The organism is Caballeronia sp. dw_19, assembly GCF_018449515.1.
In the GTDB taxonomy this organism is placed as follows: Bacteria; Pseudomonadota; Gammaproteobacteria; order Burkholderiales; family Burkholderiaceae; genus Caballeronia.
Window position 1 is genome coordinate 286,191 of record NZ_JAAVUQ010000002.1, and the last position, 21,375, is coordinate 307,565.

Here is a 21,375-nt window from a genome sequence, read left to right on the forward strand (position 1 = left end):
CCAAACTGCTTCAAGGTCAAAGTTGAGATCGAAGTCAAGGTTAAGGTTAAGGCGCGCATTTCTTGCTCGCTCCTTCGAGCCACAGGTTCGACATATGCCGCTCGCCCGGATAAAACCGGTACGACGTTTCGCCGTTATCGAAGCGAACCTTGATCACGTTGGAATCGCCGAATTCGAGCATCGTGCCTTGGGGAATGGGTGTTTGCTTGAACGTGGCGTTGTGTTTCTTCGCTTCGTCCGTCAGGCACTGGACAATGCTCGCCACAGACGCGTTCGGCGCCGTTTCGACTTCCGGCTGACCGGCATCGGCGTTGTGGAACTGGGTGGTACAGGCTTGCAACAAGAACAGGGGAAGCGCGAGAGCGCAGGCAATCTTTTTCATGGTGTCCTTTCAAGGTTTGCGACCGCCCGTTCGACGAAATGTTCGACGAAGTGTTCGACTACGGCAATCCAACATTACAGCATAGCGGTCTTACGTTTTCCGTCCGCTCGGGTCCCTGCTGGCCTCTGATGAGCGAGACGAAAGCCTGCCACCGCTCACCGGACGTCGCGGACCGTCGCGAACGTTCAGGCATCCGGCGGCACACCGAGAAGCTGCATGGTGCCCCCGACCACCCCCGAAAACACCGGCCCGGCCACGGTTCCACCGTAGTAGGAGCCGGCTGACGGCTCATCAATCATCACGGCAACAATCACTTGCGGGTCGCTCATCGGCGCCATGCCGACGAACGACGCGCGGTACTTGTTCGCCGCATAGGTACGCCCGATCTGTTTGCGCGCCGTGCCGGTCTTCCCACCCACGCGATACCCCTCCACCGCTGCCGCACGTCCCGTGCCACGGGGTCCCATCGCGAGTTCAAGCATGTCGCGCACAGCCGCTGCAGTCGCGGGTTTCGTGACCTGCACGGGTTCCCGCGCAGCCTGGCCGCGAATCAAGGTGGACTGCCGGAATTCGCCATTGCCCGCGTAAGCCGTATAAACCTGTGCAATCTGCAACAGCGACAATGACAGGCCATAACCATAGGCCATGGTCGCCTGCTCGATCGGGCGCCAGCGTTCGTATGCCCGCAGGCGGCCGGTGGCCGCGCCCGGAAAAATCAGGTCCGGCGCCTGGCCAATGCCGTATTCGCGATACTTGTCCCATACCGTCTGCGGGCGAAGGTTGAGCGAGAGTTTCGTCAACGCGATATTGCTCGACATCTGCACGGCTTCGGAGACCGTGATGACGCCGTGATTCGACGTATCGTGGATCACGTTCGGCCCGAGCTTGAACGTCCCCGGCGATGTATCGATACGCGTGTCCGGCCGCACGTGGCCAAGATCGATAGCCAGCGCCGCCACCAGCGGCTTGATCGTCGAGCCCGGCTCGAAAGTGTCGGTCAGCGCGCGATTGCGCAACTGTTCGCCGGTCAGGCGCGCGCGGTCGTTGGGGTCGAAGGTCGGATAGTTCGCGAGCGCGAGGATCTCGCCGTTCTTCGCGTCCAGCACGACCACGCTGCCCGCCCGCGCGCGATGCTTCGTGATGGCGGCAGCCAGTTGCGTGTGCGCGAGTTGCTGGATACGGCGGTCGATAGTCAGATGAATGGTCTCGCCATTCTCCGGCAACGCTGCTTCACCGATCTCCGACACCACGCGCCCCAGCCGGTCGCGGATCACTTCGCGCTGACCGTGCTCGCCGGTCAGCCTGTCGTTTGCCGCGAGTTCAATGCCTTCCTGGCCCTTGTCTTCGTTATCGGTGAAACCGACCACGTGAGCCGCCGATTCCCCTTCGGGATAGAAGCGTTTCGTGTCGGCCACGAGCGTTATGCCTGCAAGGCCGGTTTCAGCGATACGCGTGGCTGTGTCGGCATCGACTTGCCGTTTCAGCAGGACGAACGAGCGCGAGGCATCGATACGGCGCGCCAGTTCCTTCTCGGGCATATCGATCAGGCGAGAGATGACAGGCAGGGTCTCGCGATCAAAGCGCGATGGCGTGGCCCAGATCGCATAGGTCGCGAGACTCACGGCCAGCATCGCGCCGTTGCGGTCGACAATGCGTCCGCGCGTTGCGCTGAGTTCCAGCGTGCGTTGATAGCGCTTTTGCCCCTCGCCGATATAAAAGTCCTGGTTCACGACCTGCACCCACAGCGCGCGTGCGGCTAGCGAAGCGAACGCGGCGAATATCAGCATCACGACCAGCGTGGAGCGCCATCGTGGCAACCGGCTTTCGAGCACTGCGTTTTTCACGGGCGTCCGATAAGATTCATGGGCGCGCTTGACGGTTTTACGCATCGTGACGATCAGGACGTAGTGGACGTGACGGACGAGGACAACCGGACGATGCGCTCGAGCACGGCATCGAGTCCGCCGGCCGGGGTTTCACGGTGGGTGTCGGAATCGTTGCTGGGCAGCGCGAGCCCGAACGTGTCTTGCAGCACGCCGCGCAGCTCCGCGGCGCTTGTGAGTTCGCGTGTGGATTCGGTATTGCCGCGCTGGGTCAGGGTTGTATCGAACAAGGTCTGCCGCTCTCCGGGTATAACCCGCGCCACGATCAGGTGGTCCAGGAAGATCGACCCGGGATACGTCGATACATAGTGGTTCGCCATGTCGTAGTCGGCGGGAAATTGCGGCTCGAGGTCGAAACGGTAGATCGGCCTCCACGTATCGCCGAGCTTCACTTGCAGGAGGAAATCGCCGCGCTCGATCAGGTCGAGACGAAACGGCTCGTGCGGCGTCGCCTGTTCGCGGCCTGTGTCGAACAGCAGCGGAGCGCTGAGCGTCATGCTGCCGAAACCGACGTCCGCGAGCCAGGTGTCATCGGGCGTTTCGACCAGCAGCATCATGTGAGTGCGCGGCGACATGCCAGCCGGGTCGTTCCACAGGACACGCGCGGCGAGTCCCGTGGTCTCGAAGCCGAGCGTGTCGAGCACGGCGCGAAACAGCAGGTTGTGTTCATAGCAATACCCGCCGCGCCGCGCGCTCACGAGCTTCGCGAACACGGACGCGAGATCGAGGCGCGGCGTGCGCCCGAGCAGCGTGTCGAAATTTTCGAACGGGATCGCTTGCGGATGCAGCCTGTGCAGCGCGTGCAGCGTCTCTGATGTAGCCTGCTGGGGTTCGCGATTAGACCCGCGACTGGGCCCGCTGTAGCCGATGCGGTCGAAATAAGCGGCGAGCTGCGCCGGGGAGAGTGTCTGATTCATGTGGAACTCCTGCACGGGTAATGGTAACGAGGCCGGGCGAGCCGCCGCGAGGTGCCGACATTCTACGGCACAGCCCACGCGCCGATTACATATTGCATACGCCACGCATCAGTCGAAAACGCAGAAGCAGACCGTTTGGGCAGGATTTTGAACTGTGACGTGCCCAACATGGTCTTTAATAAGCAGTGCGCTCAACTCTTCTTTTAAAGAACCCTATGTCGATCCCACTCGCTACCGCAACTTCGTCCCCGCAGGCCCCTGGCAAGCATCCCGCACCGCCGTGCACGCTCGTCATCTTCGGCGCGGCCGGGGACCTGACCAAACGGCTGCTGATGCCGGCGCTGTACAACCTGTCGTCCGATGGCCTGCTAGACGACAAGATGAAGATCATTGGCGTGAACCACGGCGAGCTCGAGACGAGCGCCTGGCGCGACCAATTGACCGAGTCGCTGAAAACATTCGCCGCCGACAAAGCGGGCGCTTTTCATACCTCCAAACTCGACGATAAGGCCTGGAACTGGGTCGCGGATCGCCTGCAATACGTGGCGGGCGAGTTCGAGACCGATGACGTATTTAACAAGCTCAAGCAGACGCTGGGTGACAGTGGAAATGTCATTTTTTATCTCGCCGTCAGTTCGCGCTTCTTCAAGCCGATCGTCGAGCGGCTCGGCAAGGTGGGTTTACTGAAGGAAAGCGACCAGGGTTTCCGGCGCGTGGTGATCGAAAAGCCTTTTGGGCACGACTACGCATCGGCGAAGGATCTCAACGAGAGCATTCTCAAGTTCGCCGGCGAGAACCAGATTTATCGCATCGATCACTTTCTCGGCAAGGACACGGTGCAGAGCATCCTCGCGGTACGCTTCGCGAACGCCTTTTTCGAGCCCATTTTCCGGCGCGAATATATCGATCACGTGCAGATCACGGCGGCGGAAACCATTGGCGTGGAAGCGCGCGGCGGGTTTTACGAGCAGACGGGCGCCTTCCGCGACATGGTGCCGAACCATCTGTTCCAGTTGCTCGGCATGGTCGCCATGGAACCGCCGAATTCATTCGATGCGGAAGCCGTGCGCGACAAGAAAGCCGAAATCTTCGACGCGATCCAGCCGCTGAAACCCAATGACGTCGTGCTCGGACAGTACGAAAAATCCGGGACCATGGCAGGGTATCGGGAAGAAGCCGATGTCGCGCCGGATAGCCAGACCGAAACGTATGCGGCGGCGCGGGTGTTCGTCGAAAACTGGCGCTGGGCCGGGGTACCGTTTTATCTGCGCACTGGCAAGCGGATGACGGCGCGGCGCACGGAAATATCGGTGCAACTGAAAGCCGTGCCGTTCCTGCTGTTCCGCGACACGCCCGTGGACACGCTTGTGCCGAACGTGCTGACCTTGCGGATTGACCCGGAACACGGCACGACCTTCGATTTCAACGTGAAGGTGCCCGGTCCGGTGATGCAGGTCGGGGCCGTCAAGTCATCGTTCAAATACGGCGATTTCTTCGATGAGAAGCCGAACGTCGGTTACGAAACGCTCCTGTACGACTGTATGCTCGGCGACGAGACGCTGTTCCAGCGCGCCGATAGCATCGAAACAAGCTGGGCGGCGGTCGACGGCGTACTGCATCCCGAAGGCGGCCGGTTGCCGGTACATGGCTACACTGCGGGCAGCGCGGGACCGAAGGAAGCCGACGATCTGTTGAAGGCAGACGGCCGCGCCTGGCGCCCGCTGGCAGACGAACACACGCAAAAAACCGATCACGACGACAAGAACTGAGGAGAACAGTATGGGGACAGCAGCACGCAAGGCAGCAGTGAAGAAGACGGCAACAGTGAAGAAAACCGCAGCAGGGAAGACAACCAGACGCTCGACTGCGAAAGAACGGATTCTCGCCATCGATGTGGGCGGCACGGGCCTGAAGGCCGCGATTATCGACGCGCACGGGAAGATGGAAACCGAGCGGGTCAAGGTGGCCACGCCGCATCCGTGTCCGCCGGACGTGTTGGTGCAGAAGCTGGTGGAACTGGTCGGGCCGCTGTTGACGCCGCTGCCGGCCACCCATATCTCGATTGGTTTTCCGGGCGTGGTGCGGGACAACCACGTGCTGACCGCGCCTAACCTCGGCAACGAATTCTGGCGCAACGTGCCGCTCGCGCAGTTGCTGGCTGTGCATCTGGGGAACCTGCCGGTGCGCATTATCAACGACGCCGAAATGCAGGGGCTTGCGGCTATCGAAGGGAAGGGCATCGAGTTCGTCCTGACGCTCGGCACGGGCGCGGGCACTGCGCTTTTCCGCGATGGCGAACTCATGCCGCATCTCGAACTGGCGCATCATCCGGTGAGCAAAAACAAGACGTACGACGAATATCTCGGCAATGCGGCGCGCGACAAGGCGGGCAACAAGCGGTGGAATCGCCGGGTGGAGAAGATCATCGGCATCCTGAGTTCGCTGGTGAACTACGACCGCCTGTGGATTGGCGGCGGCAACGCGGCCAATCTCAATTTCGACTTGCCGGATAACGTAAAAGTGGTCTCGAACGAGGCAGGGATTGAAGGCGGAGCGCGGCTCTGGCACCCGCGTTCAGTGCGTGAGACGCGGCAATTACCTGCTGGAGAGTTTGAATGACCTCCATCGGCGCTACCGGTCTGAAGCTCAGTCCCGGTCATCGCGACCCGGAGCAGGCGCTGGCGGCGCTGGCGAAGGTCGAGCTCGTGATTTCGGATTGCGATGGCACCTTGCTGTACACAGACAAATCGCTTGGTGAGCCCGCGAAGGAAGCCGTGCGCAATCTCACCGCCGCGGGTGTCCGCTTCACGGTGGCGAGCAGCCGGCCGGGCAAGGGCATGCATTCGATCGTCGAAACGCTCGGGATCCACTCGCCGTTTGCCGCTTTCAACGGCGGCAAACTCGTCGATCCCGCCGGCTGGAAGACCCTGAGTGCCCACTGGTTGCCGCGCGATGCGGCGCAAACGGCTCTGGAAAGCCTGGAGCGCGATGGAGTGGACGCGTGGGTGTTCATCAACGACCAGTGGTACATCACGAATCCCGGCGGCGAATACGTGCCGCTGGAGCGCCGGACGGTGGGATATGACGCGGTGGTGGTCAAGCGTTTCGAGGATATCGACCTGGATTCGGTCGAAAAGATCGTGGCGTCGACGAAAGACGCGGCGCTGCTTCAGCGTAAGGAGGCCGAGTTCCAGGACACGCTCAAGGGCCGCGCCGAGGCGATGCGTTCACAAGCCTATTATCTCGACATCACGCATCCGCTCGCGAACAAAGGCGAGGGCGTACGCGAGTTGGCGCGGCTGGCGGGCGTTGCACTGGAAAACGTGGCGGTACTCGGGGACATGGGCAACGACGTCGCCATGTTCGATGTGGCGGGTGTTTCCATTGTGATGGGGCAGGCGTCAGCAGACGTTCAATCGCACGCGACGTTTGTGTCGGCCACGAACGATGAAGACGGCTTTGCCGCAGGCCTCAACGGATTGTTGGCGGCCCGGAAGGGAAAATGATGATGAGGGTTGAACACGCGGGTTGAATGCGCGTGAGATACGCATGAGAGAGCGACATCGGCGCCATGCGATGCTGACTGGCAGCATCAAGCGGTGGCGCCGACGAAGCGTTGCTCTCGACTCCGGCGAGCAGTGCCGTGCGGGACTCGCTTTAACAGCGCGTCACGACAGCGTTCTGCTTAGCGGCGACGCATTTGCGGACGCTGACCGCCGCCCGTTGCGCGTTCGTCCTTGTGCCGGAAGTTGATCCGGCCTTTCGTCAGGTCATACACCGACAATTCCAGCGTCACACGGTCGCCCGCGAGAATCCGGATGTGGTTCTTGCGCATGCGGCCCGATGCGTACGCGCCCACGACCACGCCGTTGTCCAGCGTCACGCGGTAGCGGCTGTCGGGAAGCACTTCGTCAACAATGCCGTCCAGCTCGAGTAACTCTTCTTTCGCCATATAAAGCTCCTTAAATCATCTATTCGTTGCGATTGTATGCGAGACCGGCCCGACCCCGCGATGCCTTTTAACGCCTAACTATCGCGTCTAGTCACAGATCTGCAACAGTCTGGCCGTCGATCTGGCCGTCGATCAGTTTTTCCGCATGCAACAAGCACGCCCGGCGAGCCTGGCCGCCGTTTTCAAACGATCCGGTCTGCTCAATGCGGAACACGCGGCTTTCGCCCGTGGCTTCCTCGCCTGCCGGCGGCGCACGGCGGATGCGCACCGACGCTTCGTAGCCGGTATCCGCTGCACGGACAGCCGCACCGCCGTCGCGGGCGCCACGGGGGTAAATCAGCGGATGAATTTCATAACCTTTGTACGTCTTAAGCGGCTTGACCAGTTCTTTCATGTTTCCTGAGTTCCTGTATTGCGCCCGCCCGGGCATCGAAATAATGCGGCCGATGCCTTGAAAACCACTCCGGCGACCGTTCAGCGCCCCTTGGCACGTGCGATCGACCAAGCGTTTACGAGCAAAAAATGACGCGCGGCGCACACATGGCGCAGCCGCTCGCTGGGCTGTAGGTGTTGAAGAACGTCGCGGTAATACGTGTGCCGCCGCATGTCGCGCTGCCCATGCCGCTACGCACGTATTACCCATGCAACCATGCGCGGTACAACGCGTGGATACAAGCAACCGTCGACGTCGCTGCTGTTTAAACTTTGAAGACGAATGCAGGGCCGCGACCGGTTGCGGAGCCCACACTGCCGGGGCGATGACATTCAGCCAAGGCGTTGCGCTGAAATGTTGGGTGGATCGCTGTTGCCGTGGCGAACACGCTGCGCCAGAAGCGCACTATGTAAATTAGACAGCAAATCAGAAAAAAGTTCCGCTGTCGCCGGAGGCCCCGCCTCTCGATGCTGCAATGCTGACATGTCCGCTGCCGGCGTTCGCCGCCGTTCCCGCGCAGTTTCCGTCGAGTCGGCTATGTCATCCAACCGCCTTCCAGCGGCACCGAAGGTTCTATTATAACCATCATAGCCATCCTGCCTTGCGGAACCGCCAGTAAAGGCCAATGTCCACCGCGAGCATCACGCAGATCACCGCCGGATAACCATAGACCCAGTCGAGTTCCGGGATGCGATGGAAGTTCATGCCGTAGATCCCGGCGATCATGGTGGGTACGGCAAACAGCGCCGCAAACGAGCCCAGCCGCTTGGTCACTTCGCTTTCCGCCAGCGAAATCAGGCCCAGGTTGACCTGGATCGCAGTCACGATCATTTCGCGGCGTCCCTCGATCGTTTTCACGATACGCAGCAAGTGGTCGTAGACATCGCGGAAATAGTCCTGCATGCCGGTACAAATTCCCGGTGCGCGGCCGCCGTAGAGTTTGCTCACCGCTTCCAGCAGCGGCGCGGTGTGGTGCTGAAGCAGAACGAGCCGGCGCTTCAGGGAATACAGGTCTTCAATGATTATCCGCGACGCCGCGGACCCGTTGCGCGTGAAGATGCGTTCCTCGAGTTCGTCGAGCTCTGCGCCGAGCGTCTCCAGAATGGGGAAATAGCGGTCCACGACGTTGTCGATCAGTGCGTACATCACGAACGCCGGGCCATGTTCCAGCAAATGCGGCTCGCGTTCGCAGCGCTTGCGCACATCCTGGAATCCCTGGCTCGTCCGGTTGCGAACGGAGAGCACATAGTTGCTGCCCACGAACACGTTGATCTCGCCGACCACCAGCTCGTTGTCGGTATCGAGTTCCACCGTGTGGAGCACGCAAAACAGCGAGTCCGCGTATTCGTCGATCTTCGGGCGCTGGTGTCCCTTCTGGGCGTCTTCCACAGCGAGTTCGTGCAGCCCGAACTGATGCGCCATATGCGCGAGTTCACCCGGTCCGGGCTCTTTCAGCGCGACCCACACGAAGCAGTCGGGGACGTCCCGATACGCGGAAATGTCGTCGATAGCGACGTCGGCGAGCTTGCGGCCTTTCTGATAAGCCGCACAATTGACCAGCATGGATTCCTGCCCCTCTCGCACGGTGATGGAACCGGCGCATGCCGCCTTTCGCGAGCGTCTTTCGCAAGGACAGGCAGCGCGTAACGGGGCATGGCCGGACTTGCCGTGAATCTTAGCGGATTTGTCCGGCGCTTACTCTTACTGTGCGAGAGCCGTATTCGTCGTCTTGCAACGCAGCCGCCGCGCGACCGCGCGAGTCAGGTGTCAGGTCTCGCTATGCGAGTAATCCGAGGTCAGTTCGGAACTGAGCCGTGGTGTGTCCACCTGTGGCGCCAAGGTGCTGTCGCGTTTCGTGAGTTTGCCTTCCACGGAGGCACCCACGTCCATGCGCAGTTGCTGGTAATAGATGTTGCCGTTCACATGCGCATTCGATTGCAGCTCGACAAAATGTTCCACCGTGACGTCGCCGGTGATGGTTCCGTTGATCACGATGTCGTAGGCAGTGACGTTGCCCGTGATCGAACCCTGGTCGCTCACGACCAGCAACGTCTGTTCGCCCGCGCGGCCTGTCACGTCGCCCTTCACGTGGCCGTCCATGCGCAGGCCGTCGCTGAATTCGAGGTTGCCCGCTATCTGGACATCGTGTGCGATCAGCGTAGCTAGCTTGGCTTGACTGACGCCGGGAGATTTTTTCTTGAACATGGGAAAACCCCTTCTGGTCTGGATTGCAAAATGGTTGCCGGTAATGGACAGGTACGTACCGGCGTGTGGATGGGTTCCGGGATCGGTCAGTTGGACTTATCCCGCTGACGCTTGAGGAAAGTCAGGTCAGTTCGCATTTGATGAATTTCCGCCAGGCTTTCGGACGCTTGTTGCTCCATGACGAGCCGTGTCGCCACTTCGTGGTCGAGTGCGATGCGCGCCTTCGAAAGTTGCTGGCGGATCTCGCGCTCGGACATGGGCGGCGCGCACAGGGCGTCGGCCTTCTTGCTGTTATCGCGCGACGTGACGAGCGCGAAGCCGGCCGCGGCCAGCGCCGCTGCCGCGCAGGCCGCGGCAATCGTGCCGAGCAGCAGCATGGGCCAGGTCGGGCCGCGCCGCGACGTCAGGGAATAGGTGCGGCGCGTGAGCTTGTGCGTCGGCCTGTTGCGATCAGCTTGCGGCATTGGATTTCAGCTTGAAGAGCGCGAGATAAGGTTTGGGATTGACCTGCGTCCCATCGATGATGACCTCGAAGTGCAAATGCGGTCCGGTCGAGCGGCCGGTCGAGCCGATTTCGGCAATCTTCTGGCCGGGCATGACAAGATCGCCGACCTTCACGAATATCTTCGATGTATGCCCGTAGCGGGTGACCACGCCGCTGCTGTGCTGGATATCGACGGCGTTGCCGTACCCGCCGTGCGGTCCCGCCTGCACCACGCGGCCGCCGGCGCTCGCGAAGATGGCCGTGCCGGTGGGGGCGACGAGATCGATGCCCGGATGAAAATTCAGGTGCCCCGTGAACGGGTCGATGCGGTTGCCGAACGGCGAGCCGAAGCGCGCGCCGGGGGCAGGCAGCCGGCCCGGAAACGCCATGTATGACGCGTAATGCGCGAGCACGGCGTCATCGAGGACACCGATGGTTGCATCGAGGCAATCCAGTGCGCTTTGCGTGTGCTTCAGGCGCTGCGGCGCGGTACCGGTAAGCGCTGCACGCTGGGCGTCGCAGAGCCGGGGCGGCAGGGACGGACCGCCCGACGCGCTGCTGTCGAGCGGCGATTCGTCGTCGTTATCGGGAAGCGGCGGAACCACGTGGATGTCCGGGTGATCGGCCGCGCGTCGCGCTGCTTTCAATTGTGCTTCGAAGTCCTGAAGTTCATTCACTTGTTCCACAAGTTCAATGACGCGCGGTTCGATATGCGTGAGTGTTGCGCTGATCTTGCCGAGCTCATCGATTTCATAAGAGCGCCGCTCCGTTTGCATCTTCTCTTCGGCTGCGTGAGTGTTGCCCATTGCCGCACCAATGGCGATGCCGAGCGCGAGCGCGGCCAGGATCATCGCAATGACGGCGACGATCACCATGGTGCGGACAGTGCGCGCTTCGACGAAACGCACGCGCTGATGCGACACGTTCCGGCGTGACCAGATGACGAACGCCATCAGTGCACCGGGCGCGGCAAACACGCGGGCAAGCGCGTGGCCACAAAACGACGTGCGGGCGGTGGATTACCGGTCTGTCTGCGAGTGTTAATAATGAGATGGATAAAGATCACGTCCATGTGAAAACGCCGCAGCAGGGCTACGGCGGAAAGCCTTTATGGGCGGACGATTATGCACCCGTTACGCGAATGCGTATCTCATATATAAGGGGAGCTGAACAAACGCGAAATTCTTGGTCTCTACGTTTCGCTCCATAGCATCTCGCGCGCCTCGCCCATCAGCAGCGGACGATTGATTTCGGCCACTGTGCGCAGAAAATCCCACACTGCCGTGATGCGTTTCAATTTGCGCAAATCTTCGCGGCAGGACAGATAAAACGCGCGCGTGACGACGATGTCATCGGCGAGAACGGGCACGAGGCGTGGGTCCTGCGCCGCCATGAAACACGGCAGGATTGCGAGCGAGCGGCCCTGCAGCGCGGCGTGATATTGAGCGATCACGCTGGTGCTGCGCCAACGCGATACAGCGCCCGGAACCGCGCGTTCGAGATAGAGCAGTTCGTAGCTGAACGCGAGGTCATCGATATAACTCGCGAAGCGATGCGTCGCGAGGTCTTCCACCCGGTTTAACTGTTCGTGTTGATCGAGATACTCGCGCGTGGCGTAGAGGCGTAGGCGGTAATCGCAGAGTTTGGTGTAGACGGTCTGGCCATGTTCCGGGCGCTCAAGCGTGACGGCTATGTCGGCCTCTCGCTTGGACAAGCTGACGAAGTGCGGCACCGGCAACAAGTCGATGGAAATCTGCCGTTGCGCGTCCTGAAAGCGCGCGAGTTGAGGCGCAAGAAAGAAGCAGCCAAAACCTTCGGTCGAACCCACCCGTACGTGTCCGGACAGCGCGTGCCCCGAGTTGGCAATGTGCTCGGTCGCCGACTGAACCGTGGTTTCCATGGCGTCGACGTACGCAAGCAGGCGCTGCCCTTCGGCGGTCAGGATGAAACCGCCGCTGCGGGATTTATCGAAGAGCAGGGTGCCGAGCGCGTCTTCCAGCGCCCGCACGCGGCGCGCGACGGTCGTGTAATCGACCCCCAGACGCTTCGCCGCGCCGCTTGCACGCTGGGTTCGCGCGACTTCCAGGAAATACCGGAGGTCGTCCCAATTCAGGTTGCTGAGACCAGGAGCCGTGCTTTTTTGCATATTGGATGAGTATTTGTATCCATACTTCGTAGAGATTTGCATAACTATACTGAATCTTGTGGACTTGCCTTGCACGCGTTCTGTCCCTACGCGTAATGAGCGAGCCGACAACATTCAAATAATCCGGAGACGACATTCCCCTTGGCGACCCGCGCGGTATTTCGCGTGCGTCCGCGTCTCTGTCATCCCGTTCCCACCAGGAACGTTCCCGTCTCAAGGAGCTTCTCTCATGAATACTGCTGCTGACCGTCCGGCGCAGGCCGAACAATCCAACGCCGGCGTGCGCACGGCCAAATTGCTGATCGATGGCAAGTTCGTTGAATCGACGACGCAAGAGTGGCGCGATATCGTTAATCCCGCGACCCAGGACGTGGTCGGCCGGGTGCCGTTCGCGACCAGGGCAGAAGTCGATGCCGCCGTGGCGTCGGCGGCAAAAGCGTTCCAGACGTGGCGCCTCACGCCGCTTGGCGCACGCGTGCGCGTGATGCTGCGGTTCCAGGATCTGGTGCGCCAGAACATGAAGCGGATCGCGCAGACGCTGACGGCTGAGCAGGGCAAGACGCTGCCCGATGCCGAAGGCGATATCTTCCGCGGCCTTGAAGTGATCGAACATGCGTGTTCGATCGGCACGCTGCAGCAGGGCGAATTCTCCGAGAACGTCGCGGGCGGCGTGGACACCTACACGCTGCGCCAGCCAATAGGCGTGTGCGCCGGCATCACGCCGTTCAACTTCCCCGCGATGATCCCGCTGTGGATGTTCCCGATGGCGATCGTTTGCGGCAATACGTTCGTGCTGAAGCCGTCGGAACAGGATCCGTTGTCCACCATGGAGCTGGTCGAACTGGCGCTCGAGGCCGGCATTCCGGCGGGCGTGCTGAACGTGGTGCACGGTGGCAAGGACGTGGTCGACGCGATCTGCACGCATCCCGACATCAAGGCGATTTCGTTCGTCGGATCGACGCATGTGGGTACGCACGTGTACAACCTCGGCAGCCAGCACGGCAAGCGCGTGCAGGCCATGATGGGCGCGAAGAATCACGCGGTCGTGCTGCCCGATGCGAACCGCGAGCAGACGCTGAATGCGCTTGCAGGGGCAGGTTTTGGCGCGGCGGGACAGCGTTGCATGGCGACGTCGGTCGTGGTGTTCGTGGGGGCATCGAAGGACTGGTTGCCGGAGTTGGTCGAGCGTGCGCGCGGCTTGTCCGTGAACGGCGGCACGGAGGCGAATACCGATGTGGGCCCGGTCGTCTCGCGAGCGGCGAAGGAACGGATCCTCGGGCTGATCGAAGCGGGCGTGAAAGAAGGCGCAACGCTTTCGCTGGATGGCCGCGATGTAAAGGTCGAGGGTTATGAGAAGGGCAATTTCATTGGCCCGACGGTATTCTCAGGCGTCACCACCGACATGACCATCTACAAGCAGGAGATCTTCGGTCCGGTGATTTGCGTGCTGGAAGCTGCAACGCTTGACGATGCCATCGCACTGGTCAACCGCAATCCGATGGGCAACGGCGTCGGCCTCTTTACGCAGAGCGGCGCGGCGGCGCGCAAGTTCCAGAGCGAGATCGATGTCGGCCAGGTGGGGATCAACATTCCCATTCCCGTGCCTGTGCCTTATTTCAGCTTTACCGGATCGCGCGGATCGAAGCTGGGCGATCTTGGCCCGTACGGCAAACAGGTCGTGCAGTTCTATACGCAAACGAAAACTGTCACGTCACGCTGGTTCGACGACGCCACCGTCAACGACGGCGTGAACACCACTATTTCGCTGCGCTAAAGCCACTTATCCGGTGAAATAAAAAAGGGGAACGCAATGGAAATCGGCTTTATCGGACTGGGCAACATGGGCGGACCCATGGCCGCCAACTTGCTTAAAGCAGGGCATTCGCTGACGGTGTTTGATTTATCGAAGGCGGCGTTGCAGGCGGCTGTGGACGCAGGCGCGCGGACCGCCGTTTCGCCCCGTGAGGCGGCGCAGGCAAGCGAGGTGGTGATCACCATGCTGCCGGCCGCCGTGCACGTGAAGGCGGTGTATCTGAACGCCGATGGCGTACTCGCCGGGGTTCGTCCGGGCGTGCCGCTGATCGACAGCAGTACGATCGATCCGGCGACCGCGCGCCTGGTCGGAGAAGCCGCATTGAAGCAGGGTAATCCATTCGCCGATGCTCCCGTGTCCGGTGGCACCGGCGGCGCGCAGGCGGGCACGCTGACGTTCATGGTCGGCGCCGATGCGGCGTTGTTCGACACGCTCAAACCGGTGCTCGCCGGCATGGGCAAGAACATGGTTCAGTGCGGCGAAACAGGGACGGGTCAGATCGCGAAAATCTGCAACAACCTGCTGCTCGGCATTTCGATGATCGGCGTGGCGGAAGCGATGAAACTTGGTGCGTCGCTCGGGATCGAACCCAATAAGCTTGCCGGAATCATCAACACATCGACAGGTCGTTGCTGGAGTGCCGATACGTGTAATCCCTATCCGAACGTTTTACCTAATGCGCCTTCTTCACGCGGGTATACCGGGGGGTTCGGGGCCGATCTCATGTTGAAGGATCTGGGACTGGCGGTTGATGCAGCGCGTCAAGTCAAACAGCCCATTTTGCTTGGCGCGCTCGCGCAACAGCTTTACCAGACCATGAGCATGCAGGGCTTGGGCGGGTTGGACTTCTCCGCCATTATCAAGCTGTACGGTAGCGAGGATGCCTGATTAAAACTCGCTGATCGCGAATTGCTGCAGCGCATTTTATGTGACCTATTAAGCTGCGTTGCAGCATCGCAAGCCGCTCTGCCATGCTAACCAAGGACATGGGGAATACGATGATTCGCTTCTTCTGATTTTGGCCTATTCTCAAAGCACGACGTTCATGTCTTCATTTTAATTAGTAAGTAACTTATGAACCGAGTTACGAACTGAGTGATGAAGATAGCGAAGCCGCTTTGAGGTAACTCATCAGGTGAGTTAAATGAGTTAAGGCCAGCGAAATGCTGGCGGCAAATAGCCAGGATCAAGGAGAGCCAGATGCAAACAACTCGTCACTTTCATATGGAATTGCGGCACGCAACAATGCCGACCTACGTGTTCAGCTATCTGTTCCCGTTGGCGTTGCTGGCGTATGAGTTATGGCGCGTAGGTTCATGGGTGGCCGTGCGTGGTTTCAACTTCTCGGACTTCAATTCGATGGGGTATGAGTTCGCGCTGATGCTAGCCGTGTTTGCGATACAGATCGTGGTGGAAATCGCATTCATGGCTGCGGCCATGTTGACGAAACACCATGACGTTGCACATCGTGCGGCTAACTTGCTGCTCGGCGTATTCTGCTCGATGGTCGTGCTTGGATTCGACCTTGCGCTGCAATATGCAATGTAACGCGCAATATAAATAAATGCGTACGCGCTGTAAGCGGTAGCGCCATTCAGGTTCTCGCAGCAATAAAAAGCCTGTTCGAATGGTTTGTTCGAGCGGGCTTTTTACGTTGGTCTTTTTAAGCGCGGGTCAGCAACCTGCCGCGTTGGGCAATTCGGGTGCGGTCTGCGCGCGTGATTCAAAACATTTCTTGTTCGCTTCTTTGAGCGCCGTGCGCAATCCTTCCTCGATCACCGGGTGATAAAACGGCAGCTTCAGCATGTCTTCCACGGACAGTTCCAGTTGCAATGCCCAGGCAATCAGATGGCCGAGATGTTCAACGGCGGGTCCACACCCTTGGGCTCCCAGCAACTTGCCGGTCTTGGCGTGGGCATAGACATGCAGCAAACCCCGGTTTTGGCGTAGCACGCGACTGCGCCCCTGCGTTTCAAACGACACGGTTCCGGTCACTGTCATCTGCTTGTCGAGGTCGTCGTAGGACGCACCTACGCTGGCGACTTGCGGCTCGCAGAACACGATCGAAAACGGCACCTTGCGTTTGACCGATTGCACATTGGGGAAACGCGCGGCATTGTCGCCGGCGAGCTTGCCTTCGTCGGCGGCATCGGAGAGAAAGGGACGCGTGCCGTCGCAATCGCCGGCCATGAAGATGCTGCTGTCGCCACACTGCATTGACTGCTCGTTGAACAGGGGAACGCCCTTGTCGTTGAGCTCGATGCCGGTCTTTTCAAGCTGCAGTGAAGTCAGTACCGGTTTCCTGCCGGTCGCCACGAGCACCCGGTCGAAGCGCTCGGTGCGCTTGGTTCCGTCCAACGCTTTGAAGCGGATCGTTGGCTCGCCATCCTGCATCGATTTTTCGAGGATGGTCGCGTCGGGGTCAAAGTAAAACTCTTGCTGCAGCGCTTCAATCAAGGCTTCGCGCACAGGGGTATCCGTCAACGCGCCAACCTGGTTCTTCTGGCCGAACATGAATACGTTCACGCCGAGCCGCGCGAATGCCTGGCCGAGTTCAAGGGCGATAGGGCCCGCGCCGAATACCGCGCAGCGGTTGGGCAAGGTCTTCAGGTCGAAGACATCGTCGCTGGTAATGAGACGATCACCGAACAGCTTGAAGTCGTCTGGAATGACGGATGCCGAACCCGTCGCGATGACCGCGCTCGTGGCTTCCACGCGGGCGAAGTCATCGATAAGAAGAACGTTGCGCGATTCGAAGCGGGCAAAGCCGCGGATGATCGTGTCCTGAGGAAACGAATCCGTTTCCTTCAGCACGCCCTTGACGAAATAATCGCGCTCGCTGCGGACATAATCGAGCATATGCTCACTGTTGACTTCGAGCGCATGCGTGCCTTCAATGCCCCGGGGCGCCTGCGCCTTCGCGTCGTGCAGGCCATTGGCGGCAGCGAGCAGCAGCTTGGACGGCATGCAGCCCACGCGCGCGCAGGTCGTGCCGAGTTCGGCACCCTCTATCAGCACGACCTGCTTGCCCGCCAGCCGTGCTGCGCGATACGCGGCCATGCCGGCCGTCCCTGCACCAATGACGGCAACGTCCACCTTGATCTGCTTCATCGATACCCTTGGTTGGATGCGCTCGAGCCTATCTTCACGACCACTGCGGATGTGCCCCGTCCAGGCTCCGGTCAAGCTGGAACGCGGTGCTGATCAGCGCAAGATGGGTTAGTGCCTGCGGGAAATTGCCCAACGCTTCGCCACTGATGGCGACCTCTTCGGAGTAAAGGCCGACATGGTTGGCATAAGCCAGCATCTTCTCGAATACAAGCCGTCCTTCGTCCACTCGCCCCGCGCGCACGAGTGCTTCGGCGTACCAGAACGAACACGCGCTGAACCCGCCTTCCTCGCCGGGAAGGCCGTCTAGCGAATCACCGCGCGTATAGCGGAAGATCAGCGGATCGACGCCTAGTTCTCTGCCGATTGCATCGAGCGTGGACAGCCAGCGCGGGTCCTTCGGGCCGATGAAACGCACGAGCGGCATCATCAGCGTCGATGCATCGAGGGTCTTCGTATCGGGCGTCTGAACGAAGCTCTGTATCTCGTCGTTCCAGAAGTGCGCATAGATATCTTCGTGAATGGCATCGCGGACCGCGTTCCATTCAGCGAACGGCGCGGGCAGCGAACGTTTTTGAGCGAGGCGTATCGCGCGGTCCATCGCGACCCAGCACATCAGTCGCGAATGCAGCAGGGGCCGCTCGCCGTTGCGGAATTCCCAGATGCCCTGGTCTGCTTTCTGCCAGTTTTCCGCCACGAAATGCACGGTGCGCGTAACGTGGCGCCAGCCGTCGTAGGAAATCGCTTCGCCATATTTGTTGTAGAGATAAATTGCGTCCAGCAGCGCGCCGTAGACGTCGAGCTGCGTCTGGTCGCGCGCGGCATTGCCGATCAGCGGAGGCTCGGCGCCGCTGCTGTACAGTTCAGGGATGACTTCTTCTTCCGGCGACTCTTCGCCGTCTACCGCGTACATCACGCTCAATGAGCCGTCCGAGTCGCAGTGCTTGTTGCGCTCGGCGATCCAGTTCTTGAAGTTGCGCGCCTCGCCTGTATAGCCGAGCCGCAGCAGCGCGTAGACGGAGAATGCGGCGTCGCGAATCCAGGTGTATCGATAATCCCAGCGACGTCCGCCGTCCGATGTTTCCGGCAGCCCGAACGTGGGCGCGGCGACGATCGCACCGGTTGCGCGCGAGCTCAGCACCTTGAGCAGCAGGGCCGAGCGCATCACCACTTCACGATAGCGGCCACGGTAGGTGGATTGCCGCGACCATCCGCGCCAGAAGTCGATGGTGTCGGACAGCGCTTGCTTGCACGGAAGCGTCTTGCGCATCGCGTCGGATTCCGCGCCGAAGATGAAGCAGGCCATCTCGTCTTGCTTGAGATCGAAGCTGGCGACAGCGTCTTGATGATCGATCGCCAGCGGCACGGTGGCGTCGAGCGTGAGGGTTTCTGTCTGAGCACCGGCTGCCTCGCCTGCGGGCGTGAAGCTCAACGTATTGGTGTCGACCTGCGCGGTTTCATGACTGCCGCGGGCATAGTCGAAACGCGGCGCACAGCGCATTCGCACTGACATATCGCCGTAGATCGCACGCACTATCCGCACCACGCAATTGGACGTCGCCTTTGCGTCGTCATCCGAGTCCGCGACCGGCATGAAGTCGACGACCTCGCACACGGCCCCCGCCGACATGAAGCGCGTGAGCAGCACGTTCGTTTCCGGCAGGTACATCTGCTTCGCGCGCGAGACTTCGAACGCCGGCATGATGCTGAACGCACCGCCTCGTTCCGGATGCAGCAGCGACCCGAACACGGTCGGCGAATCGATGCGTGGAAAACACATGAAGTCGATCACGCCTTCGGTCGACACCAGCGCGGTCGTGCGCATGTTGCCGATCAGTCCATGCGCGTCGATAGCGATACCGAGCTGCGCCTCGGAGCGGTTTTCCCGAGGGCTAACCATTGTCCGCAAAGCCCGGATACAGGGTCATGCCGCCGTCGACGAACAAGGTGGTACCAACCACATAGTCGCTGTCGTCGGAGGCCAGCCAGACCGCTGCCCGGCCGATATCCTCGCTCTCGCCAATCCGGCCGTAGGGCACGAGTTCGAGCAGCGCTTTCAACGCCTCGGGGCTGTCCCACGCGGCCTTGTTGATCGGCGTGCGGATGGCGCCCGGCGCGATCGAATTCACGCGGATCCTGTGCGGCGCGACTTCCTGCGCGAGCGATTTCATCATCATCTGGATGCCGCCCTTCGACGACGCATAGTTGACATGTCCCGCCCACGGAATGACTTCATGCACCGAGCTCATGCAGATGATCTTGCCCAGCGCCCGGGACACGGGACGCGGGCCGCGCCGGAGAAATTCACGCACGGCGCGTTGAGCGGTGAGGAACTGGCCCGTGAGGTTCACGTTCATCACGGCGTTCCAGTCGGCGAGCGTCATGTCGACAAACTTCGCGTCCTTCTGCAAACCGGAATTCGCGACCACGATGTCCACCGTGCCGAAATGCTTGATCAGCGTGTCGAACATGGCGTCGATATCGGCTTCATCCGAGACGTCGGCCTGGAGCGCAATGGCCTGGCCGCCGGCTTTTTCTATCGATGCAGCGAGCGCTTCAGCGGCTTCGCCATGCGAGTGATAGTTGATGGCGACGCTCGCGCCGGCATTGGCGAGCGCTTGCGCCACGCCGTAGCCTATGCCCGAACTGCCGCCGGTGACGAGTGCGACCTGACCTTCGAGTACTGGGTTCATAACGTTCCCGATGGGATGCGAAGCGCGTCGCGTGCGCCGCCTGGTCACTGCGTAGCGCCTGCGGGGCCGGCCTGGGCCGGAGACGTCAGGGGATGGAGCAAGCGCCGGTCCTGCCCCGGGAACGGGTTCACAGTCCGGAACCAGCAGTCCTACTCGGCATCCACCCCAATCGCGGGAAAACGTTCCGTGGGATACGCGATTTCGTCCTGCGATGCGACGATCTCAAGCTCGTAGCGCCCGGCCTGGAACGTGGTCCTGACCACGGCGTTCACTGCCGCAAGCGTGTGTTCCAGCGCGGCACGCACCGAGTCGCCCAGTAGCGTGCGCGCGAGAAATACCGCGCTGGTCAAGTCGCCTACGCCGACCGGTTGCCGCGCGAACGGATAGAGCGGCCGTTGCGCGAACCACGCTTCGGTCGCGGTTACCGCGAGCATGTTGAAGGTATCGGCGCGGCTGTTTTTGTCGATCAGGTGTTTGACCAGCACGACTGTCGGACCGCGCGCGATCACCTCGCGGCACGCGGCGACCGCTTCGTCGACCGTCTCGATGGTGCGCCCCGTCAGCTTCTGCAATTCGATGTGATTCGGTGTCATGGCATCGGCGACTTCCGGCATGGTATTCACCAAAAACTCCTGGATGCCGGGTTCGACGATGCAGCCGCTGGTAGTGCCCATGACCGGGTCGCAGAAATAGCGCGCTTTCGGGTTGACGGCTTTCACCATCCTGACAATTTCCACAACTGCGGCGCCTTGCTCGGGCGAGCCGAGATAGCCTGACAGGATCGCATTGCAGCGCGACAGCACGCCGATAGCGCCAATCCCCTCGATCACGCGCGTCAGTTCTTCAGCGTCGACAACACTGCCGGTCCAGCGGCCGTATTGCGTGTGATTCGAGAACTGCACGGTGTTGAGCGGCCAGACGTTGACGCCCATGCGGCGCATGGGAAAGACAGCCGCGCTGTTGCCTGCGTGGCCGAAGACCACATGTGACTGGATACTGAGGACGTTTTGCATGATTGGTTTTTAGCGAGGTGCAGGACAGCGGCCAAGGGCCGCGCACGAAAACCGCATGCATGTTAGGCATGCCAGACATCATTGTGCCGTGGTTTTTGCCCCGGCCGGAAGAACCGGTTCGCAAAACGTTGCCGCAGGGGAACTGCCGTCGGCGGAACCTGCTTGGCATGAGGATTGCTACGCCACATCGTTTTCTTATACCTGCTGCGAACACGAATCAATCCGCGGACAGACTCCATCGGATTGCGAAGCGATTTTGACGGTCACGCACATCAATTTCCGAAAAGCAGGTGCGAACTATTCACCTTTGCAGCAAAATCATCCCAGCCGCTCCATTAAATGTCGT

Annotated in this window: 20 protein-coding genes; 6 read left to right on the top strand and 14 right to left on the bottom strand. The window is 60.8% G+C overall.

The features are described 5' to 3' along the window. Nucleotides 1-46: 46 nt before the first annotated feature. From HB376_RS04165 to HB376_RS04175, 3 genes are all read right to left on the bottom strand, one after another. Nucleotides 47-382 carry a hypothetical protein gene (locus HB376_RS04165; RefSeq protein WP_213762153.1) on the bottom strand — a complete coding sequence of 112 codons (336 nt, stop codon included), beginning with the start codon at nucleotides 380-382 and terminating at the stop codon, nucleotides 47-49. 185 nt (nucleotides 383-567) lie between these two features. Beyond that, nucleotides 568-2,271, bottom strand: coding sequence for a penicillin-binding protein 2 (locus HB376_RS04170; RefSeq protein WP_213762154.1), 1,704 nt, complete (start codon nucleotides 2,269-2,271; stop codon nucleotides 568-570). An 8-nt stretch (nucleotides 2,272-2,279) separates the two neighbouring features. Then, nucleotides 2,280-3,182, bottom strand: a complete 903-nt coding sequence (locus HB376_RS04175) for an arylamine N-acetyltransferase (RefSeq protein WP_213762155.1) — start codon at nucleotides 3,180-3,182, stop codon at nucleotides 2,280-2,282. Nucleotides 3,183-3,397: 215 nt separating this feature from the next. Between HB376_RS04175 and zwf the strand changes: the two genes are divergently transcribed. Genes zwf through HB376_RS04190 form a run of 3 tightly spaced genes read left to right on the top strand, consistent with a single transcriptional unit; the run spans nucleotide 3,398 to nucleotide 6,688 of the window. Further along, complete coding sequence (zwf, locus tag HB376_RS04180) at nucleotides 3,398-4,951, top strand: glucose-6-phosphate dehydrogenase (RefSeq protein WP_213762156.1); 1,554 nt, start codon at nucleotides 3,398-3,400, stop codon at nucleotides 4,949-4,951. A 10-nt stretch (nucleotides 4,952-4,961) separates the two neighbouring features. Continuing rightward, nucleotides 4,962-5,801, top strand: a complete 840-nt coding sequence (locus HB376_RS04185; protein WP_213762157.1) for an ROK family protein — start codon at nucleotides 4,962-4,964, stop codon at nucleotides 5,799-5,801. After that, complete coding sequence (locus HB376_RS04190; protein WP_213762158.1) at nucleotides 5,798-6,688, top strand: HAD family hydrolase; 891 nt, start codon at nucleotides 5,798-5,800, stop codon at nucleotides 6,686-6,688. Before HB376_RS04185 ends, HB376_RS04190 begins: the two co-directional genes overlap by 4 nt. 179 nt (nucleotides 6,689-6,867) lie before the next feature. On the opposite strand, the gene infA is transcribed toward HB376_RS04190, so the two are convergent. The 7 genes from infA to HB376_RS04225 form a co-directional block, all read right to left on the bottom strand. Then, entirely contained in the window at nucleotides 6,868-7,134 is a 267-nt protein-coding gene (gene infA / locus HB376_RS04195; RefSeq protein ID WP_031361766.1) for a translation initiation factor IF-1, read from the bottom strand. A 91-nt stretch (nucleotides 7,135-7,225) separates the two neighbouring features. Beyond that, entirely contained in the window at nucleotides 7,226-7,519 is a 294-nt protein-coding gene (locus HB376_RS04200) for a hypothetical protein (protein WP_174254562.1), read from the bottom strand. Between the two features lie 633 nt (nucleotides 7,520-8,152). Then, nucleotides 8,153-9,130: a magnesium/cobalt transporter CorA gene (gene corA / locus HB376_RS04205; protein ID WP_213762159.1), complete on the bottom strand. Its 978-nt coding sequence runs from the start codon at nucleotides 9,128-9,130 to the stop codon at nucleotides 8,153-8,155. Between the two features lie 204 nt (nucleotides 9,131-9,334). Next, nucleotides 9,335-9,772, bottom strand: a complete 438-nt coding sequence (locus tag HB376_RS04210) for a polymer-forming cytoskeletal protein (protein WP_213762160.1) — start codon at nucleotides 9,770-9,772, stop codon at nucleotides 9,335-9,337. 86 nt (nucleotides 9,773-9,858) lie between these two features. Further along, nucleotides 9,859-10,149 (bottom strand): hypothetical protein, encoded by a 291-nt coding sequence (locus tag HB376_RS04215; RefSeq protein WP_255631149.1) that lies wholly within the window; start codon nucleotides 10,147-10,149, stop codon nucleotides 9,859-9,861. Nucleotides 10,150-10,222: 73 nt separating this feature from the next. Continuing rightward, entirely contained in the window at nucleotides 10,223-11,209 is a 987-nt protein-coding gene (locus HB376_RS04220; RefSeq protein WP_213762162.1) for a M23 family metallopeptidase, read from the bottom strand. Between the two features lie 239 nt (nucleotides 11,210-11,448). Then, nucleotides 11,449-12,402 carry a LysR family transcriptional regulator gene (locus HB376_RS04225; RefSeq protein ID WP_213762163.1) on the bottom strand — a complete coding sequence of 318 codons (954 nt, stop codon included), beginning with the start codon at nucleotides 12,400-12,402 and terminating at the stop codon, nucleotides 11,449-11,451. Nucleotides 12,403-12,631: 229 nt separating this feature from the next. Here HB376_RS04225 and HB376_RS04230 point away from each other — a divergent pair, with 229 nt between their 5' ends. From HB376_RS04230 to HB376_RS04240, 3 genes are all read left to right on the top strand, one after another. Beyond that, on the top strand, nucleotides 12,632-14,176 hold the full coding sequence (locus tag HB376_RS04230; protein ID WP_213762164.1) for a CoA-acylating methylmalonate-semialdehyde dehydrogenase: 1,545 nt from the start codon (nucleotides 12,632-12,634) through the stop codon (nucleotides 14,174-14,176). Between the two features lie 36 nt (nucleotides 14,177-14,212). Further along, the gene (mmsB, locus tag HB376_RS04235) at nucleotides 14,213-15,103 is read left to right on the top strand and encodes a 3-hydroxyisobutyrate dehydrogenase (RefSeq protein ID WP_213762165.1); all 891 of its coding nucleotides are present in this window, start codon (nucleotides 14,213-14,215) and stop codon (nucleotides 15,101-15,103) included. Between the two features lie 312 nt (nucleotides 15,104-15,415). After that, a complete protein-coding gene (locus tag HB376_RS04240; protein WP_213762166.1) occupies nucleotides 15,416-15,763 on the top strand; it encodes a hypothetical protein in 348 nt (115 codons plus the stop codon). A 126-nt stretch (nucleotides 15,764-15,889) separates the two neighbouring features. Here the strand turns inward: HB376_RS04240 and HB376_RS04245 are convergent, their stop codons facing one another. The 4 genes from HB376_RS04245 to pdxY form a co-directional block, all read right to left on the bottom strand. Continuing rightward, on the bottom strand, nucleotides 15,890-17,326 hold the full coding sequence (locus tag HB376_RS04245) for a dihydrolipoyl dehydrogenase (protein WP_213762167.1): 1,437 nt from the start codon (nucleotides 17,324-17,326) through the stop codon (nucleotides 15,890-15,892). Nucleotides 17,327-17,360: 34 nt separating this feature from the next. Next, nucleotides 17,361-19,223 (bottom strand): glycoside hydrolase family 15 protein, encoded by a 1,863-nt coding sequence (locus tag HB376_RS04250; RefSeq protein ID WP_255631150.1) that lies wholly within the window; start codon nucleotides 19,221-19,223, stop codon nucleotides 17,361-17,363. Continuing rightward, nucleotides 19,216-20,016 carry an SDR family oxidoreductase gene (locus HB376_RS04255; RefSeq protein WP_213762168.1) on the bottom strand — a complete coding sequence of 267 codons (801 nt, stop codon included), beginning with the start codon at nucleotides 20,014-20,016 and terminating at the stop codon, nucleotides 19,216-19,218. Before HB376_RS04255 ends, HB376_RS04250 begins: the two co-directional genes overlap by 8 nt. A gap of 149 nt (nucleotides 20,017-20,165) precedes the next feature. Then, complete coding sequence (gene pdxY / locus HB376_RS04260; RefSeq protein ID WP_213762169.1) at nucleotides 20,166-21,029, bottom strand: pyridoxal kinase PdxY; 864 nt, start codon at nucleotides 21,027-21,029, stop codon at nucleotides 20,166-20,168. Between the last annotated feature and the right edge of the window lie 346 nt (nucleotides 21,030-21,375).

Bases quoted from the DNA above. Each gene is read 5' to 3' on its own strand.
- HB376_RS04165 (WP_213762153.1), bottom strand. From the start codon at position 382: ATGAAAAAGATTGCCTGCGCTCTCGCGCTTCCCCTGTTCTTGTTGCAA.
- HB376_RS04170 (WP_213762154.1), bottom strand. From the start codon at position 2,271: ATGCGTAAAACCGTCAAGCGCGCCCATGAATCTTATCGGACGCCCGTG.
- HB376_RS04175 (WP_213762155.1), bottom strand. From the start codon at position 3,182: ATGAATCAGACACTCTCCCCGGCGCAGCTCGCCGCTTATTTCGACCGC.
- zwf (WP_213762156.1), top strand. From the start codon at position 3,398: ATGTCGATCCCACTCGCTACCGCAACTTCGTCCCCGCAGGCCCCTGGC.
- HB376_RS04185 (WP_213762157.1), top strand. From the start codon at position 4,962: ATGGGGACAGCAGCACGCAAGGCAGCAGTGAAGAAGACGGCAACAGTG.
- HB376_RS04190 (WP_213762158.1), top strand. From the start codon at position 5,798: ATGACCTCCATCGGCGCTACCGGTCTGAAGCTCAGTCCCGGTCATCGC.
- infA (WP_031361766.1), bottom strand. From the start codon at position 7,134: ATGGCGAAAGAAGAGTTACTCGAGCTGGACGGCATTGTTGACGAAGTG.
- corA (WP_213762159.1), bottom strand. From the start codon at position 9,130: ATGCTGGTCAATTGTGCGGCTTATCAGAAAGGCCGCAAGCTCGCCGAC.
- HB376_RS04210 (WP_213762160.1), bottom strand. From the start codon at position 9,772: ATGTTCAAGAAAAAATCTCCCGGCGTCAGTCAAGCCAAGCTAGCTACG.
- HB376_RS04215 (WP_255631149.1), bottom strand. From the start codon at position 10,149: ATGCTGCTGCTCGGCACGATTGCCGCGGCCTGCGCGGCAGCGGCGCTG.
- HB376_RS04220 (WP_213762162.1), bottom strand. From the start codon at position 11,209: ATGGCGTTCGTCATCTGGTCACGCCGGAACGTGTCGCATCAGCGCGTG.
- HB376_RS04225 (WP_213762163.1), bottom strand. From the start codon at position 12,402: ATGCAAAAAAGCACGGCTCCTGGTCTCAGCAACCTGAATTGGGACGAC.
- HB376_RS04230 (WP_213762164.1), top strand. From the start codon at position 12,632: ATGAATACTGCTGCTGACCGTCCGGCGCAGGCCGAACAATCCAACGCC.
- mmsB (WP_213762165.1), top strand. From the start codon at position 14,213: ATGGAAATCGGCTTTATCGGACTGGGCAACATGGGCGGACCCATGGCC.
- HB376_RS04240 (WP_213762166.1), top strand. From the start codon at position 15,416: ATGCAAACAACTCGTCACTTTCATATGGAATTGCGGCACGCAACAATG.
- HB376_RS04245 (WP_213762167.1), bottom strand. From the start codon at position 17,326: ATGAAGCAGATCAAGGTGGACGTTGCCGTCATTGGTGCAGGGACGGCC.
- HB376_RS04250 (WP_255631150.1), bottom strand. From the start codon at position 19,223: ATGGTTAGCCCTCGGGAAAACCGCTCCGAGGCGCAGCTCGGTATCGCT.
- HB376_RS04255 (WP_213762168.1), bottom strand. From the start codon at position 20,016: ATGAACCCAGTACTCGAAGGTCAGGTCGCACTCGTCACCGGCGGCAGT.
- pdxY (WP_213762169.1), bottom strand. From the start codon at position 21,029: ATGCAAAACGTCCTCAGTATCCAGTCACATGTGGTCTTCGGCCACGCA.